Here is a 14,044-nt window from a genome sequence, read left to right as displayed (position 1 = left end):
ATGTTTGGCTTTATTTTTTACGGAACACCAAGTCCCAAACGCCATGACCCAATCGTTTGCCTCGGGCTTCAAATTTGGTTTCAGGACGGTAATCAGGCGTAGGGGCGTAATCGGCAGCCGTGTTTTGCAAAGAGTCGAAACTGCTCAAAACTTCCAGCATTTGCACGGCGTATTCTTCCCAGTCGGTCGCCATATGGACATAGCCGCCGCTTTTAAGTTTGGGCAGCAGCTTTTCAACAAACGGCACTTGTACCAAGCGGCGTTTATTGTGACGTTTTTTGTGCCAAGGGTCAGGGAAGAAAATATGAATGCCGTCTAAAGACCCGTCTTCCAGCATCTTTTCCACTACTTCCACCGCATCATGACGCATCACGCGGATATTGGAAATGTGTTCTTCCTCAATCAGCTTCAAGATATTGCCGACGCCCGGGCCATGAACATCAATCGCTAAAAAGTCGGTATCGGGCAGACGTTTGGCGATTTCCACTGTTGCGACGCCCATACCGAAACCAATTTCCAAAACTTTAGGATTGTCCCGTCCAAAAGCGCGGTTCAAGTCCAAAGGAGCATCTTGAAAGTCCACACCAAATTGCGGCCACATCGTATCGATGGCGCGCTGTTGGGCCGCGGTCATATGGCCTTGGCGTAAGACGAAACTGCGGATGCTGCGTTTGTGTTCTTCCGGAACGGTATTTTCGGGTGTATTTTCTGGAATGTTTTCGGACATGTTGTTTTAAATCAGTGAAAAATCAAATAAAAAGGCCGTCTGAAAGAATCAGACAACCCTGCATATAAATCGGCGTGATTATAGCGAATAAACGCTTTTCCTGAAACCTTTTAAAAAGAAGGTTTCAGACGGTCTGATTAAGACAATACCGGTTGCGGTACTTTGTGTTGTACTGCATAAACCGCTGCTTGGACGCGGCTGCTTAGGTTCAACTTGCGCAACAGGTTTTGCACATGCACTTTGACGGTTGACTCTGCCAGATTCAAATGGCGGGCAATGATTTTGTTGCTGTGTCCGGCGGCAAGATAGCCCAAAATTTCCATTTCGCGCGGGGTCAGTTGCTCCAGCAGATGATCGGAGCGGGAAGGAGAGGGAGAAATCAGCGATTGCACCAAGCGGCTGGTCATTTCCGGAGAGAAGACATTGTCGCCATCGACGGCTTTGCGGATGCTTTCCAATAGGAAGTCGGCATTGATGTTTTTCAGCAAAAAGCCTTTTGCACCCATACGCATACATTCGGTCAAATCGTCGCTGTCTTCAGAAACGGTCAGCATGATGACGGTCAGCTGCGGATTGATACTTAAAATTTGAGCCAATGCTTCGCGGCCGTTCATAACCGGCATATCCAAGTCCAGCAAGACCACATCAGGCTTGAGCTGCTCAACCATTTTTACGCCGGCCAGGCCGTCTGAAGCTTCGCCGACGACTTCAAAATCAGGCTGGCGCGAAAGCAAGGCCTTGATACCGCTGCGAAATAGGGTGTGGTCGTCAATAAGGGTAATTTTAATCGTCATGATGCTGTTCTCATTTGTTGCGGCAAAGTCAGCATAACCGCCGTACCTTGCCCAATCTGCGATGTAATGGCCAATTCTGCGTTAATCCGTTGGGCCCGTTCTTGCATAATGCCCAAGCCGACATGTTCGCCTGAAGGCCGGTTTGATAGGTGTTCTTTATTAAAGCCTGCGCCGTCGTCACGAATCGTCATGACAAAATCGCCGTGGTTGGCAATTTCGACGCTGACATGTTGCGCACGCGCGTGCTTCCGGATATTAGACAGGCTTTCCTGCAAGATGAAGATGATCTGCAAATGCTCATCATAATTCAAAGCCTGCCCGTCGTCCTGCCATTTTAAATCAACTGGAATACCGGTTTGTCGTTCAAAACGCGCCAGCAGCGATTCTACCGCTTCAGGAAAATCTTTATTACTGATTTTGGTGCGGAAATTCATCAAAAGTTCGCGTACATCCTCGTAGCATTCCTGTACTCCGTCTTTGATGAAGCCGATATTTTCTCCTGCCTGCTCGCGTTGGTCTGAAGCAAACGCGCTTTCCAGCATTTGTACCTGCAAATTCAAAAAGGTCAAAGCTTGCGCGATGCTGTCATGCAAACCTTGCGCAATCAAGTTACGCTCCTGCAAGACTGCAAGCAGGCGGCGCTCTTGTTCCATGCGGTTGTTGGCGATGGAAATGCCCAGCTGTCCGCTTAAAGTATGCAGCAGTTTTTCGTCTTGCTCATCAGGCATATGGCCGTCTGAAAAATATAGGGTCAACACGCCGAGTTGTTCGTCTTGATAAACGATCGGAAATTCTACACGATTTCCTTTTTCGGTTTCACCGACACTTGCTGCCAAATCAGAACGTTTCCGTTCCTCATCGGAAAGATATACCGTACCGCCCAAAGCGGAAAACGCTGGTAGAATCTGAGTTAAAAATTCTTCTGCCGCTTGTTGCGGCGTAAAAGTTTGGTGCAGATTGCGCGTGGTTTGGTAGATCAGGGTCAAATCACGGTTTTGCCGCGCCAAGTCTTGGGTTTGTTTGGCAACTTGTCCTTCCAAGTCTGTATAAAACGTATGCAGACGGCGGCTCATTTGGTTGAAGCCCTTGCTTACTTGGGCAAACTCACGAATTTGGTCTGTCTCGATTTGAACACCGAAATGCCCTTTGCTGATGGTCTCTACACCATCGCGCAGTTTTTCCAAGGGTCGGATAATCCATGAATAATGCCAAACAATCATCAAACCGGCAGCCACAACAATCATCAGCATCATGGCCATTTGAAAGCGGCGCAGCCACAAGGTATTTTGCTCGTTGGCATTTTCCATCGCCTGTAAAAACAGCTCGATGTTGCCGGCAAAACGGTACAGGCCGATTTGGGTCGGACGCTCGTAATGTTGCAAAGACGGTTTGATATTGGATTCCCAATCAATCAACAGCATCGATTGAATCAAGTCGTAAGCCAGCGGCATTTGAGACGGAATCAGCGGATGAATGGCATCGCTTTGCGTCACATTGGCCAGCGTACGCTCAAATTCTTTGATTTGGTTGTCAATTTGCGCATTGGGTGTACGGACGCTTGCCATATAAGCCAAACGATACACCTGCATTTTCAAACTGCCTGCATCTTCAATCGTTTTGGCCGCGCTTTCCAAACGCCAAGAAAGCAGCAGGGTAAAGACAATCGACAAAAACGCCGAACTGACCCATAAAAAAGTCAGCAGTTTTAAACGCGAAGATAGGCTAAGGCCATCTGAAGATCCGGAGAATAAACGCATAAAGCACGCAGGGAACTAATCCGATAATCTTATAAAAATATCATTCTTTCGGTATATAAACAACCTGTCTAAAATAATTGTATGGTTATGATAAGAAAAAACAGGGGTTTAATGTAAAATCATGTTATGATAAAATTCATCTCAAGTGAATTAAATCATAAAAATAAGGTTTCAGACGGCCTGAAACCTTGAAACTTATCCAATAAACACAACATCTTGAACCACACTCCATACTCTGCTTCTCAAAGGACTACCAAAATGAAAATTTTCGCACTGATATTGGCCGGCGGGCAGGGAAGCCGGATGGGAGGTGTCGATAAGGGGTTGGTGCAATGGCACAACAAAGCCTTGATAGATCATGTTATCGAAAAAATCCGCCCACAAGTCAGCCACATCGCCATCAGTGCCAACCGTAATCTTGAATCTTACGCACAACGCAGCGCACACGTTTTCTCGGACGCGCGCCAATGGCAGCATTACGGCCCTTTAGCTGCTTTGTGTACAGCTGCTAACGATTTGCAAATTGCCACCGCCGATTGGCTACTTATCGTATCCTGCGATATGCCGCGTTTGCCGGAAAACTTGGTTTCCCAATTTGAAACCATCGCGCGGCGCACGCCATTGTGCAATGCGTTTTATGTGGAGACCCCTGCCAGACCGCATTACAGCGTGATGTTCATCCGGCCGCAAATCCTGCAAAGTACCGTGCCATACCTTTATTCAGGAATGCGCAGCATCCGCGGCTGGCTACAGCAACAGCGTGCAAGGGTTGTCCATTTCCCTCATGAACAGGATTTTATCAGCTACAACACGGAAAACGATTTGGCCCAGCCTTTGTAGTTGGGTAGGTAGAAGCAATAAGCCGATAAAAGTGTGAATTGTTTTGCAAAGAAGTATTTTATAAAAGCTTTAGGCCGTCTGAACAACAAACAGACGGCCTTTGTTTTGTCATTTTAAAACTAAACAAATTATAGGCAACCGGCAAAGTTTTTTGCTGCCAATGGTTCCCTGCCTAGTAAAGCTGCAAAATCAGAATAGTCAGCGCATGAGTCTTGCTTGAGCAGGGCAAAGCTGTTGCGGCTGATGATGCCGTTGCTGAGGATGTTTGCCAACGGCAGCGCAGGGTCAATCAGGCGCAGGGGGATGGGCAGAATATGTTGTGGCAGTTTGTGGTGCAGGGTTAAGCGGAGGGTGGTTAGGTATTCTGCCAAGGTCAGCGTTTGGCTGCCGGTCATGTTGATGATGCTATGGTCGGCATCGGTTTGGACGGCAAGTTTTGCCAAACCTTCGGCAACATCGGCAAGGTGTACGGGCTGCAAATGAAAGCGTCCGCCTTCCGGCAAAGGAAGCAAAGGGAGGCGGGCTAGTTTGATGAACAGTTCGCAGCTGGTTCCTCCTCGACCGTAAACAACGGATGGCTTGGCTATGGCAATCGGTATGCCGCTTTGAGCAATAGCATCATCGCCACGTCCTTTGCTGCCGACAAAGTTGATGGATTGAGATGGATCGGCTCCCAACGCGGATAGTTGCACCCAGCGTTTTATGCCAGCTGCTTTTGCCCATGCGGCGAGCTGTTTGGGCGTGTGGTGGTGCACAGTTTCGAGTATTTCGGCATGACGGCTCATAATTCCAATGCAGTTGATAAGAATGTCTTGTCCTTCCAATAAACGGCGTGCGGCTGTTTCATTGGGATAAAGAAAGTCGAAGGCGCGGCGGTCGGGCGTGAAAACTTGGTGGACTTGTTCTTTGAGGATTTGAACGGTACGGCTGCCGATAAAGCCGCTGCCTCCGAAAATGATGATGTTCATATGTTTTTCTTTATATTGTTGCTGAGGCCGTCTGAAAATCTTTAAATCGGTTTCATCACCATCAGGAAGTAAATCACAATAGTGGCGCAAAAGGCTGGATAGCCGAGCAATTCCCAGCGTCTGGCGTAACGCCAGTAGGGCTCCGGAATGGTGTCTGCGTTTTCTTTGTGTGCTTTTTCGGCAATCTTGGCCATACGGATTTGCAGCCAGACAACGGGCAGCCAGCAAATGCCTGAAAAGATGTATAAGGCAAGCGTCATCCATACCCAATTTTGTTCCAGCATAGTGGAAACAGTGTAGCCGCGTTCATACAGCATCCATAAACCGGACAAGGGTTGGAAAATAACGGCGGGGGTTGTAAACCACCAATCTGCTTTGATGACCCAATGGGAGACGACCGACTGCGCGGCAACCGAACCGCTGCGGTTTGCCCAAAAGAGGTAGAACGCCGTACCAAAGCCGGTGCCGACCATTAAGGTGGCCGAGATGATGTGCAGGGTTTTAACGATTAAATAGGTGTTCATTTTTTATCTCCTACGGATTGATACAAGAAAAACAAAGCAGCCATAATCGGCAGGTTTTTTACCAAAGGCGCAAATGGATGCGCCCACATTTCGGGCAGTCTGAAGGCAATAATCAGGCTGTATGCCGCGACGGTTATCAATTGCAGCAGCCATATTGCTGAACGGGAGCGAAAGCGGCTGAAGCATAAGAAGGCAAAACCGATGTCCAGCAGCGAAGCGGCGATTAATGTTGGCCATTGCAACGGATTGGGGATACCGACCGAATGCAGCAAATCCAATGACATTTCAGGCATGAAAAACAGAGGTTGGGTACCACTCCAGAGCCATAGCAGCCCCATCGAGTAAGGCAGGTAGGTGGGGAGGGTATGTGTAGAGTGGTCGGGCATATTGCTTTCCTGATTTCATTTCAGTTTAAAGATATAATTAGTTTGAAATTTCTATAATTTCTGTTAAAAGAGAAATTATAGGATAAAAAATTTTAGATAGTCTTCGGGATTGTTTCTTTAGGAGGGAAACCCATATCCAGTGATTCAAAATCTACCAAGGAACATTAAGCTTCAGATAAACATGCCCATACAAGGACACTATGAGCATGTTTCCATATCCTAAATAGCATTGGCTGTGTTTATTGCTCACAAGCCCATTGCCATCAACGGAAAAATTTTTGTATTCCGGCGCCTATTTTCAGAATTTTCACCATGGTTGAAGTAGAAAGTTTCAGCATTTCATTTGCCCACATGGTCAGCGTACTGATGAAATCATGGGTTTGCTGGATTCTCTGCTTAGCAGTTTCATTTTCCTGGCTAAATTCAGGGCTGTCGATCAGGCTTTGCAAAAATTGCCGCGTCGGTTCGATTTCACGCTGCATACGCACTTCTGCGATGGTGCGGAACAAAGTCCAGACATCATCCGAAGTTTCAAAATGATCGCGCCTGTCGCCCAAGATATGCACGGTATGCACCAGTCTCAGGTTTTGCAGCTCTTTGATGCTGTTGCTGACATTGGAGCGCGCTACGCCGAGCGTTTCGGTGATTTCTTCGGCGTTCATCGGTCTCCCTAAGATGTAGAGCAGGGCATGGATTTGCGCAACGGTACGGTTTACGCCCCATTTGGTACCCATTTCGCCCCAATGGAGGATAAATTTTTCAGTGGTCGGATTCAGTTTCATAGTGATGGTATTCTATTTTTATCTTTTATTTCTGTCAATACAGAAATAAAGAAATTTTTGGCCGTCTGAAATAAAATGTTCAGACGGCCTTTTATATAAATCCTTATCCTACATATTCTCTCAGAAACTCAAGCCCCTATCAGTCATGATTTCTTATTAGTAAAAAATGTTGTTCATAAACCGGTATTTTTTGAATAAAAATTTATCCGTACAATCTGCTGTATCCGATAACGAGGAGTAAATCATGAAAAAAATGCCTGTATTATTTGTTGGGCATGGTAGCCCGATGAATGCGTTAGATAAAGAAAATTCGTTCAATCAGAATTTCAGTCTAATTACGCAACAGTTTGCTAAACCAAAAGCCATTTTGATGATTTCAGCGCATTGGTACAGTAGCCGTTTGCAGGTTACGTCTGGCAAACGCCCTGAAATGATTTACGATTTCTACGGCTTCCCCGATGAACTCAGTCAAGTGCAATATCCTGCGCCTGGTTCGCCTGAGTTGGCGGAGCAAGTACGGTCATTATTACAGCCGGAAAATGTGGAGCTGAACCCAACACGAGGCTTTGATCATGGCGCATGGGCGGTGTTGAAATATCTCTATCCCGATGCCGATATTCCTGTGGTGCAACTGAGTCTTAATCGTTTGCAATCGGCAGAATGGCATTTCAACTTGGCGAAAAAGTTAGCTGCTTTGCGAGAACAAGGCGTGTTGATTATCGGCAGCGGCAACATTGTGCATAATCTGAGAACGATAAACTGGGAACATATTGATCAAATCGGTGCAGGGTATGACTGGGCGTTTGCTTTCCGTGAAGCGGTCAATCAGGCGATTGCAACACGAGATAATGAAACCTTGGTGCATTATGATCAGCTAGGCGAAAAGGCTAAGCTTTCTGTACCAACTCCAGATCATTACTTGCCGTTGCTTTACATCATGGCATTACGTGAACCGCAAGACGAGATTACGTTTTTCAACGATAATTTGATTGCGGGATCGCTCAGTATGACGTCGGTTTTGGTGGGGTAAAAAGGGAAGAATCAGAACAAAACAAACCATTCTTTATTTGTTCGATCCGCTTTGCGGATGGTGCTCAGTTGTTTCAGACGGCATTTCAAATCCATATAAAAGCCTTAACCTATATTGGCAAAGATAAGATTAAGCTTGTGTAAATAATCTAGCAGACTAGACGGTTAGATTTGAAGGTAACTTGCAAAATCTCTTTGTAAGAGAAAAGGCCGTCTGAATTTCAGACGGCCTTTGTATAAATAGATTATCGATGTACGACTATTTCGATAATAGGAGCAATCTCTTTGTCACGGGAAGCAGGACACTGCTGGAGGAAGCGGCGGCGAGCGCTGATGGTGTCTTGCGCGTATTTGTGGTGAATGGAATAGAATCTGTGCAGTGCAGGGTTGCATTCTTTAGGCGGCGTACCCGGAGAAGTCAGGCAGGCAATGGCCTCGCAGGCATATTTTTTATCGCCTGTCAGTAGTTTGCCGGCAATATCTGAAGCGTTGACGGCAGATGCAGAAAACGGTAGCAGAGCCGCTGTTAAAATAATAATTGATAAATTTTTCATTGTGCCGTACTCGTTAAATTTAAGGTGGGAATTTAGAAAAAAGTATTAAGTGCAGTCTGAGCGAGAGACGGCATTTCCTGATTAGAATCTGGGCATTGAGCAACCTTCGTTAGCAATAATTCTGCATTGTAAAGTTCCACGCTCTTGACATTTCCTTAAAGCCTCTGCTTCGGCCATCCCTGGAGGTGTTGTGCCATAAAAAAGTTTTCCATCTTTTCCTTGAGCAACGGCGATACAACTATTCCTAACCCAAACCAAAACTTTACACGGTTTATTTTTCCCACCATGTTCACAGGTTTTAATGGCTTGTTTTTTTGCAGCTGCATATGAATCCATCTCGAGCGCCCCACCAGATATACCTGTTTTAGGGTTGATTGCCCATGCACCGTATTTTGAAGGAACATTGATGTTGATAATTTCCGTAGGTTGTCTTTGTTGGCGGTAACCAGATGAGCCACAGTTAGGATTATAGCCGTATTGGCACAAGCTAGAGTCATTCTGCAGTGCACCTCTAGTTGCATCATAAGTAGGATTGGCAACGCTGATATTCAGGCTTGTCAGTCCCAATAATATAAAAAGCAGTTTTTTCATTTTAGATCCAATCTATTGGTTATTAAAATCTTTATTTATCTGCTACTACAAAAATACTAGGATTTGCTATCATTTTTACGCTGTTCACCAGACAGTTTCATTGTATCAGTGGTCATACTGTTAGCTTGGCTGCTACCAGTCGTCCATGTATTTTGTTTACCAATGTTTGAATCATTATTAACAGTATTAACAGCTGAATTCTGTACATTGATATTAGCCCGCTGACTTGCTCCTCCATCCAAATGGGGTGGTACTTCTTGGCGATTTCCATTACCGATGACTGAGTAAGCACTGAAGCTTGCCATCATTCCATTAAACCAAGAACCTGCCATAGGCGGTACGGTAATCAGCAGGGTGGAGAGCATCAGACCCAAGCCCAGCTGTTGGGTAACGGTTTCCATAATGCCGGTAGTGCCGCCTTCGCCGATGATGGTTGCCACAAATTTGCCGGCTGCCGCGCCGCCGAATAAGTTGCCCACCAAGTCCATGGAAATCTCCGCCATGACGCCGAGCAAGACGCTGGAGAAGATGGTAGCCAATCCGAAGTATAGCCATTTTTGGAACAGCGGGGCGGTTCTTTTGAATAGGAGGCACAAAATAAAGATAGGCGCGAAACCGACTATTTACAAAAGGCCGTCTGAATATCAGACGGCCTTTGTGTAGATAGATTATCGATGTACGACTATTTCGATAATGGGTGCAATCTCTTTGTCACGGGAAGCAGGACACTGCTGGAGGAAGAGGCGGCGTGCGCTGATGGTGTCTTGCGCGTATTTGTGGTGAATGGAATAGAACCTGTGTAGTGCAGGGTTGCATTCTTTAGGCGGCGTACCCGGAGAAGTCAGGCAGGCAATGGCCTCGCAGGCATATTTTTTATCGCCAGAAAATAGTAGGGAGATTAGAGGGAAGTATCAAGGATTGTCTAAAAAAGTTGGCTAGAATTTAGGTAGTGAGCAGGCCTCGTTTACAACAATTTTGCATTGTGAAAGTCCATGTTCTTGACATTTACTTAATGCTTCTATTTCAGCCATACCTGGTGGAGTTGTTCCGAAAAAATTTCTCCATGATTTACTATCCTTTCCTTGAGCAACAGCGATACAGCCGTTTCGAACCCAAACTAAAACTTTACATGGTCTATTTTGCCCACCTCGTTCACAAGTTTTAATGGCTTCTCTTTTCGCAGCTGCAAGTGAATTCATATCTAGTGCACCGCCTGCAATACCAGTTTTAGAATTTAATGCCCAAGCTCCGTATTTTGAAGGGACATCGATATTGATAACCCTAGGTTGACTCTGAGCAGAGCCACTAGAAGATTGTGGAGCACCCACATTATATAGGATTTGCCGACCAGAGCTATCAATAATACGACAGGTCCCAGTTGCAGGTTGGTATTCACCACCACAACCATTGGCATAAACATTAAGACTTACTAGTCCTGATAATAAAAAAAGCATTTTTTTCATTTTAAGTCCAGTCTGTTGACCATTAAAACTTTATCATATTGTTGCCGCATAAATACTAGGATTTGTTATCTCCTCTGCGCTGCTGACCAGGTAATTTCGTAGTGTCAGTGGTTGTGCTTTCTGGTTGACTACCACCAGGAGTCCACATATTTCTTTGTAGTACGGTGTCTGCTCTTGAGTTATCTGCATTTCTGTTGTCAAGATTTTGTACATTATAGTTGGCTTGAACCTGTTGGCTATTCATCCCCGGTGGTGTTGCAGGCTGACCGTTTCCCCAACCCTGCATTGCATTGTATCCGGAGTAGGATGCCATGATACCGTTAAACCACATGCCTGCCATAGGCGGCACGGTAATTAGCAGGGTAGAGAGCATCAAACCCAAGCCCAGCTGCTGGGTAACGGTTTCCATAATGCCGGTAGTGCCGCCTTCACCGATGACGGTTGCCACAAATTTTCCGGCTGCCGCGCCGCCGAATAAGTGGCCCACCAAGTCCATGGAAATCTCCGCCATGACGCCGAGCAAGACGCTGGAGAAGATGGTAGCCAATCCGAAGTATAGCCATTTTTGGAACAGCGGGGTGGTTCTTTTGAAAAGGAGGCACAAAATAAAGATAGGCGCGAAACCGACTATTTACAAAAGGCCGTCTGAATATCAGACGGCCTTTGTGTAGATAGATTATCGATGTACGACTATTTCGATAATAGGCGCAATCTCTTTATCATGGGAAGCAGGACACTGCTGGAGGAAGCGGCGGCGAGCGCTGATGGTGTCTTGCGCGTATTTGTGGTGAATGGAATAGAACCTGTGCAGTGCAGGGTTGCATTCTTTAGGCGGCGTACCCGGAGAAGTCAGGCAGGCAATGGCCTCGCAGGCATATTTTTTATCGCCTGTCAGCAGTTTGCCGGCAATATCTGAAGCGTTGACGGCAGAGGCAGAAAACGGTAGCAGGGCCGCTGTTAAAACAAAAATGGATAAGTGTTTCATCGTGCCGTACTCGTTAAAATTGAATTGGGGATTAGAAGAAGGTATCAAGTGCTGCCTGAAATTTCAGACAGTACACTTTTATCTAACTACTAAGGCAGAGAACAACCTTCGGGCATAATAATTTCACAATCATCCAATCCGCCCTTTTTGCAGTTTTGCAAAGCTATTTGCTCAGATGTTCCTGGATGGCCTGCACCGGTAACTACAACGAATTTATTTTTAATTTTTCCTACTGCTGATGCAACACAACCATTCTGTACCCATACAATTACTTTGCATGGGGTATTCTTGCTTCCACGTTGACAACGCTGAATTGCAGCCTGTTGAGCTTCAGCCTTAGAATTATGATTCAGAGACCCCGCAATATGACCAACCTTTGAACTATATGCTAAAGCGCCAAATTTTGGGGGTCTATGAACATAAATGTGTTCAATTGTTTGTTGTGACTGCTTATGTGCCTGAGAACAATTAGGATTGTAACCATATTGGCATAGCGTTGGATCATTTTGTAATGCACCTTTGGTTACATCATATGTAGGATTTGTTGCCAAAGCTGTATTTACCAATCCTATTGCAAATATAAAATATAAGTATTTCATCAGTAAGATCCTTTGTCCGATTTTGTTTTGCCTATTGAGGTTCTTGAGTCTGACTAGCACCAAATTTAGACTGACCAATAGGTTTAACAGTATTAGAACCAAAGCCTTGGTTAGCGTTTCCATATCCTCCTGTAGTATAACTCGATATAGGTTGCTGATACTGATCCTGGTAATAATTCATAGGCTTATCAATATTTGAAATTTGTTGTCTACTTGCCCCACCATCCAAATGAGGCGGAACTTCTTGGCGATTTCCATTTCCATTGCCGATGACTGAGTAAGCACTGAAGCTGCCCATCACACCGTTAAACCACATACCTGCCATAGGCGGTACGGTAATCAGCAGGGTAGAGAGCATCAGACCCAAGCCCAGCTGTTGGGTAACGGTTTCCATAATGCCGGTAGTGCCGCCTTCACCGATGATAGTTGCCACAAATTTGCCGGCTGCCGCGCCGCCGAATAAGTGGCCCACCAAGTCCATGGAAATCTCCGCCATAACGCCGAGCAAGACGCTGGAGAAGATGGTAGCCAATCCGAAGTATAGCCATTTTTGGAACAGCGGAGCGGTTCTTTTGAACAGAAGGCATAAAATAAAAATAGGCGCGAAACCGACAAACAGGGAAATCGCGATACGGTACATGATGAGCATGGTGCCTGCCACGACGGCTGGACCTGCCGTACCTACCCCGGCAAACCATTTGGCTTCGGAAAGCTTATCTTCCAGATGGTCGTCATCTGCTGTATCGATGGCAGAAAGGCTGGATAGGACAAGTTGAGTTGTTTTCAGGTTTAAGTCGATTTTACAGCCGGTAATATAGGAGGTCTGTTCGGTCAGACACTCGCTGCCGAAATCGTTACTACCATGCATAACTTGACTGATGCCATTGGCAAGATTATCAGTCAACACACGGACGCTAAAGCTGCTACCTAAGGAGACCCCAAGTGCAATGGCAATAACAACATAGTTTTTACCAAGGTTAAAAATAAATCCTTTGAGGCCTTCCTGACTCCGACCTGTTACGATCAGATAGCCCTGAACCATAATCCATAATGTCAGCAATGCCAAAACCATTGTAAGGGCGAGATTTAAGTTCTTAGATAAGACTACTTCGGTAAAGTAGCCGATTCGCGCATAAAGATAGTCGCGAATGCCGGTATAAAGGAGTAAATCCATCATAATGAGAAGAGCTTTCGATTAATTTTTGTAAAACAATGGGATGATTGATTTGTTTGGGCCGTCTGAAACCGATCCGGTTCAGACGGCCTTATACTCAATTGGATTTATAGATCGGTTTGGTTTTGCTTTCGATTTCTTTTCTATCATCAACTACGTCTTTTGCTTTTTCTCTAAAGCGATTCGTAGCTTCAGTCAGTTTGCCGTATGTAGTTACTTGAGTAATTTTTTTGTTCAAACTGCTGCCGGTAAGCTGCTCTTTGGTCAGCATTTTACGCATTGAGTTGTAATGTGCAATCATACTGTCTAAAGTTTCAATTCGGTTCTTGTACTGATTATACTTGGCAATTACGGCATTTACTTGTATCTGTACATTGTTTTCGGCAGTTTCAGCTTTACCTGCCTGATTCGAGTAATTAAAACCTTTCGTGTCTTTAGACAAAGGGGTTGCAGCAGCCATTGAATTTGCTGATTTGCCTTGAGATTTTACCAAGCCGTTGATTCTATCAAAATCATCTTTAAGCTCCTTATCTATTTTAACCAGCAGGTCATATTTTTCTTGTTCTAATCCTGTAATTTTTAGACAAATCGTACCTGAGGCAGGGTTGTTTTGTTGTATTTCCCTGCATTTTTTCTTGCGTCGCTCAAACATTTTTTTTGCTTGAGAAGATTCTCGAACATTTGTATCTGCGCCTTTTAATTTGTCCAATCCCCCACGAGTGAGAGCGGATAATTGAGCCTGCCAGTTCATCAGCTGTTGGAAGGCATTGGTCATCGCTGCTCCATCAAATACCGGAATACCTGTTGCCGTTACGGATGTATTTCCCAGCATTCCTGAGCACACTAAAACTGCTGCCAGTTTTTTCATTGT

19 protein-coding genes are annotated in these 14,044 nt (G+C 45.4%); 2 read left to right on the top strand and 17 right to left on the bottom strand.

The features are described 5' to 3' along the window. Positions 1–10: 10 nt before the first annotated feature. The 3 genes from trmB to O3660_RS00215 form a co-directional block, all read right to left on the bottom strand. Positions 11–727, bottom strand: coding sequence for a tRNA (guanosine(46)-N7)-methyltransferase TrmB (gene trmB / locus O3660_RS00225; RefSeq protein ID WP_049352220.1), 717 nt, complete (start codon positions 725–727; stop codon positions 11–13). 137 nt (positions 728–864) lie between these two features. Next, complete coding sequence (locus O3660_RS00220) at positions 865–1,521, bottom strand: response regulator transcription factor (RefSeq protein WP_003680203.1); 657 nt, start codon at positions 1,519–1,521, stop codon at positions 865–867. Beyond that, the gene (locus O3660_RS00215) at positions 1,518–3,278 is read right to left on the bottom strand and encodes a histidine kinase (protein ID WP_049352219.1); all 1,761 of its coding nucleotides are present in this window, start codon (positions 3,276–3,278) and stop codon (positions 1,518–1,520) included. Before O3660_RS00215 ends, O3660_RS00220 begins: the two co-directional genes overlap by 4 nt. Positions 3,279–3,536: 258 nt before the next feature. Here O3660_RS00215 and mobA point away from each other — a divergent pair, with 258 nt between their 5' ends. Next, positions 3,537–4,118 (top strand): molybdenum cofactor guanylyltransferase MobA, encoded by a 582-nt coding sequence (mobA, locus tag O3660_RS00210; protein WP_049328535.1) that lies wholly within the window; start codon positions 3,537–3,539, stop codon positions 4,116–4,118. A gap of 128 nt (positions 4,119–4,246) precedes the next feature. Here the strand turns inward: mobA and O3660_RS00205 are convergent, their stop codons facing one another. The 4 genes from O3660_RS00205 to O3660_RS00190 all read right to left on the bottom strand — a co-directional run bounded on the left by O3660_RS00205 (position 4,247) and on the right by O3660_RS00190 (position 6,778). Then, positions 4,247–5,086: an NAD-dependent epimerase/dehydratase family protein gene (locus O3660_RS00205; protein ID WP_049352215.1), complete on the bottom strand. Its 840-nt coding sequence runs from the start codon at positions 5,084–5,086 to the stop codon at positions 4,247–4,249. Between the two features lie 41 nt (positions 5,087–5,127). Next, the gene (locus tag O3660_RS00200) at positions 5,128–5,610 is read right to left on the bottom strand and encodes a DUF2269 domain-containing protein (protein ID WP_049352212.1); all 483 of its coding nucleotides are present in this window, start codon (positions 5,608–5,610) and stop codon (positions 5,128–5,130) included. Continuing rightward, on the bottom strand, positions 5,607–5,996 hold the full coding sequence (locus tag O3660_RS00195; RefSeq protein WP_049352211.1) for a DoxX-like family protein: 390 nt from the start codon (positions 5,994–5,996) through the stop codon (positions 5,607–5,609). The genes O3660_RS00200 and O3660_RS00195 overlap by 4 nt, the downstream gene beginning before the upstream one ends. Positions 5,997–6,259: 263 nt before the next feature. Then, positions 6,260–6,778, bottom strand: coding sequence for a GbsR/MarR family transcriptional regulator (locus tag O3660_RS00190; protein ID WP_049333867.1), 519 nt, complete (start codon positions 6,776–6,778; stop codon positions 6,260–6,262). A 244-nt stretch (positions 6,779–7,022) separates the two neighbouring features. Here O3660_RS00190 and ygiD point away from each other — a divergent pair, with 244 nt between their 5' ends. Beyond that, positions 7,023–7,808 carry a 4,5-DOPA dioxygenase extradiol gene (gene ygiD / locus O3660_RS00185; protein ID WP_049352208.1) on the top strand — a complete coding sequence of 262 codons (786 nt, stop codon included), beginning with the start codon at positions 7,023–7,025 and terminating at the stop codon, positions 7,806–7,808. Positions 7,809–8,052: 244 nt separating this feature from the next. On the opposite strand, the gene O3660_RS00180 is transcribed toward ygiD, so the two are convergent. From O3660_RS00180 to O3660_RS00135, 10 genes are all read right to left on the bottom strand, one after another. Continuing rightward, positions 8,053–8,361 (bottom strand): TrbM/KikA/MpfK family conjugal transfer protein, encoded by a 309-nt coding sequence (locus O3660_RS00180; RefSeq protein ID WP_371464417.1) that lies wholly within the window; start codon positions 8,359–8,361, stop codon positions 8,053–8,055. 81 nt (positions 8,362–8,442) lie between these two features. Continuing rightward, complete coding sequence (locus O3660_RS00175) at positions 8,443–8,952, bottom strand: DUF4189 domain-containing protein (RefSeq protein ID WP_371464416.1); 510 nt, start codon at positions 8,950–8,952, stop codon at positions 8,443–8,445. 56 nt (positions 8,953–9,008) lie between these two features. Beyond that, complete coding sequence (locus O3660_RS00170) at positions 9,009–9,575, bottom strand: type IV secretion system protein (protein WP_371464509.1); 567 nt, start codon at positions 9,573–9,575, stop codon at positions 9,009–9,011. A gap of 45 nt (positions 9,576–9,620) precedes the next feature. Further along, positions 9,621–9,851, bottom strand: coding sequence for a TrbM/KikA/MpfK family conjugal transfer protein (locus tag O3660_RS00165; protein ID WP_371464508.1), 231 nt, complete (start codon positions 9,849–9,851; stop codon positions 9,621–9,623). A 36-nt stretch (positions 9,852–9,887) separates the two neighbouring features. Further along, complete coding sequence (locus O3660_RS00160) at positions 9,888–10,415, bottom strand: DUF4189 domain-containing protein (RefSeq protein ID WP_371464415.1); 528 nt, start codon at positions 10,413–10,415, stop codon at positions 9,888–9,890. Between the two features lie 55 nt (positions 10,416–10,470). Continuing rightward, on the bottom strand, positions 10,471–11,046 hold the full coding sequence (locus O3660_RS00155) for a type IV secretion system protein (RefSeq protein WP_371464507.1): 576 nt from the start codon (positions 11,044–11,046) through the stop codon (positions 10,471–10,473). Positions 11,047–11,091: 45 nt separating this feature from the next. Beyond that, the gene (locus O3660_RS00150; RefSeq protein WP_053090745.1) at positions 11,092–11,400 is read right to left on the bottom strand and encodes a TrbM/KikA/MpfK family conjugal transfer protein; all 309 of its coding nucleotides are present in this window, start codon (positions 11,398–11,400) and stop codon (positions 11,092–11,094) included. 89 nt (positions 11,401–11,489) lie between these two features. After that, on the bottom strand, positions 11,490–11,999 hold the full coding sequence (locus tag O3660_RS00145; RefSeq protein WP_049352206.1) for a DUF4189 domain-containing protein: 510 nt from the start codon (positions 11,997–11,999) through the stop codon (positions 11,490–11,492). 31 nt (positions 12,000–12,030) lie between these two features. Next, positions 12,031–13,176 carry a type IV secretion system protein gene (locus O3660_RS00140; protein WP_049352204.1) on the bottom strand — a complete coding sequence of 382 codons (1,146 nt, stop codon included), beginning with the start codon at positions 13,174–13,176 and terminating at the stop codon, positions 12,031–12,033. A gap of 94 nt (positions 13,177–13,270) precedes the next feature. Further along, on the bottom strand, positions 13,271–14,041 hold the full coding sequence (locus tag O3660_RS00135) for a hypothetical protein (protein WP_152333342.1): 771 nt from the start codon (positions 14,039–14,041) through the stop codon (positions 13,271–13,273). Between the last annotated feature and the right edge of the window lie 3 nt (positions 14,042–14,044).

Source organism: Neisseria sp. 27098_8_139, assembly GCF_041433195.1.
GTDB classification, from domain to species: domain Bacteria; phylum Pseudomonadota; class Gammaproteobacteria; order Burkholderiales; family Neisseriaceae; genus Neisseria; species Neisseria subflava.
This window is presented reverse-complemented; position numbering and strand designations above follow the sequence as displayed.

What these genes read in the sequence shown, in the direction of transcription:
- O3660_RS00175 (WP_371464416.1), bottom strand. Translation starts at nt 8,952, where the DNA reads ATGAAAAAACTGCTTTTTATATTATTGGGACTGACAAGCCTGAATATC.
- ygiD (WP_049352208.1), top strand. Translation starts at nt 7,023, where the DNA reads ATGAAAAAAATGCCTGTATTATTTGTTGGGCATGGTAGCCCGATGAAT.
- O3660_RS00215 (WP_049352219.1), bottom strand. Translation starts at nt 3,278, where the DNA reads ATGCGTTTATTCTCCGGATCTTCAGATGGCCTTAGCCTATCTTCGCGT.
- O3660_RS00180 (WP_371464417.1), bottom strand. Translation starts at nt 8,361, where the DNA reads ATGAAAAATTTATCAATTATTATTTTAACAGCGGCTCTGCTACCGTTT.
- trmB (WP_049352220.1), bottom strand. Translation starts at nt 727, where the DNA reads ATGTCCGAAAACATTCCAGAAAATACACCCGAAAATACCGTTCCGGAA.
- O3660_RS00140 (WP_049352204.1), bottom strand. Translation starts at nt 13,176, where the DNA reads ATGATGGATTTACTCCTTTATACCGGCATTCGCGACTATCTTTATGCG.
- O3660_RS00135 (WP_152333342.1), bottom strand. Translation starts at nt 14,041, where the DNA reads ATGAAAAAACTGGCAGCAGTTTTAGTGTGCTCAGGAATGCTGGGAAAT.
- O3660_RS00150 (WP_053090745.1), bottom strand. Translation starts at nt 11,400, where the DNA reads ATGAAACACTTATCCATTTTTGTTTTAACAGCGGCCCTGCTACCGTTT.
- mobA (WP_049328535.1), top strand. Translation starts at nt 3,537, where the DNA reads ATGAAAATTTTCGCACTGATATTGGCCGGCGGGCAGGGAAGCCGGATG.
- O3660_RS00160 (WP_371464415.1), bottom strand. Translation starts at nt 10,415, where the DNA reads ATGAAAAAAATGCTTTTTTTATTATCAGGACTAGTAAGTCTTAATGTT.
- O3660_RS00195 (WP_049352211.1), bottom strand. Translation starts at nt 5,996, where the DNA reads ATGCCCGACCACTCTACACATACCCTCCCCACCTACCTGCCTTACTCG.
- O3660_RS00220 (WP_003680203.1), bottom strand. Translation starts at nt 1,521, where the DNA reads ATGACGATTAAAATTACCCTTATTGACGACCACACCCTATTTCGCAGC.
- O3660_RS00145 (WP_049352206.1), bottom strand. Translation starts at nt 11,999, where the DNA reads ATGAAATACTTATATTTTATATTTGCAATAGGATTGGTAAATACAGCT.
- O3660_RS00205 (WP_049352215.1), bottom strand. Translation starts at nt 5,086, where the DNA reads ATGAACATCATCATTTTCGGAGGCAGCGGCTTTATCGGCAGCCGTACC.
- O3660_RS00200 (WP_049352212.1), bottom strand. Translation starts at nt 5,610, where the DNA reads ATGAACACCTATTTAATCGTTAAAACCCTGCACATCATCTCGGCCACC.
- O3660_RS00190 (WP_049333867.1), bottom strand. Translation starts at nt 6,778, where the DNA reads ATGAAACTGAATCCGACCACTGAAAAATTTATCCTCCATTGGGGCGAA.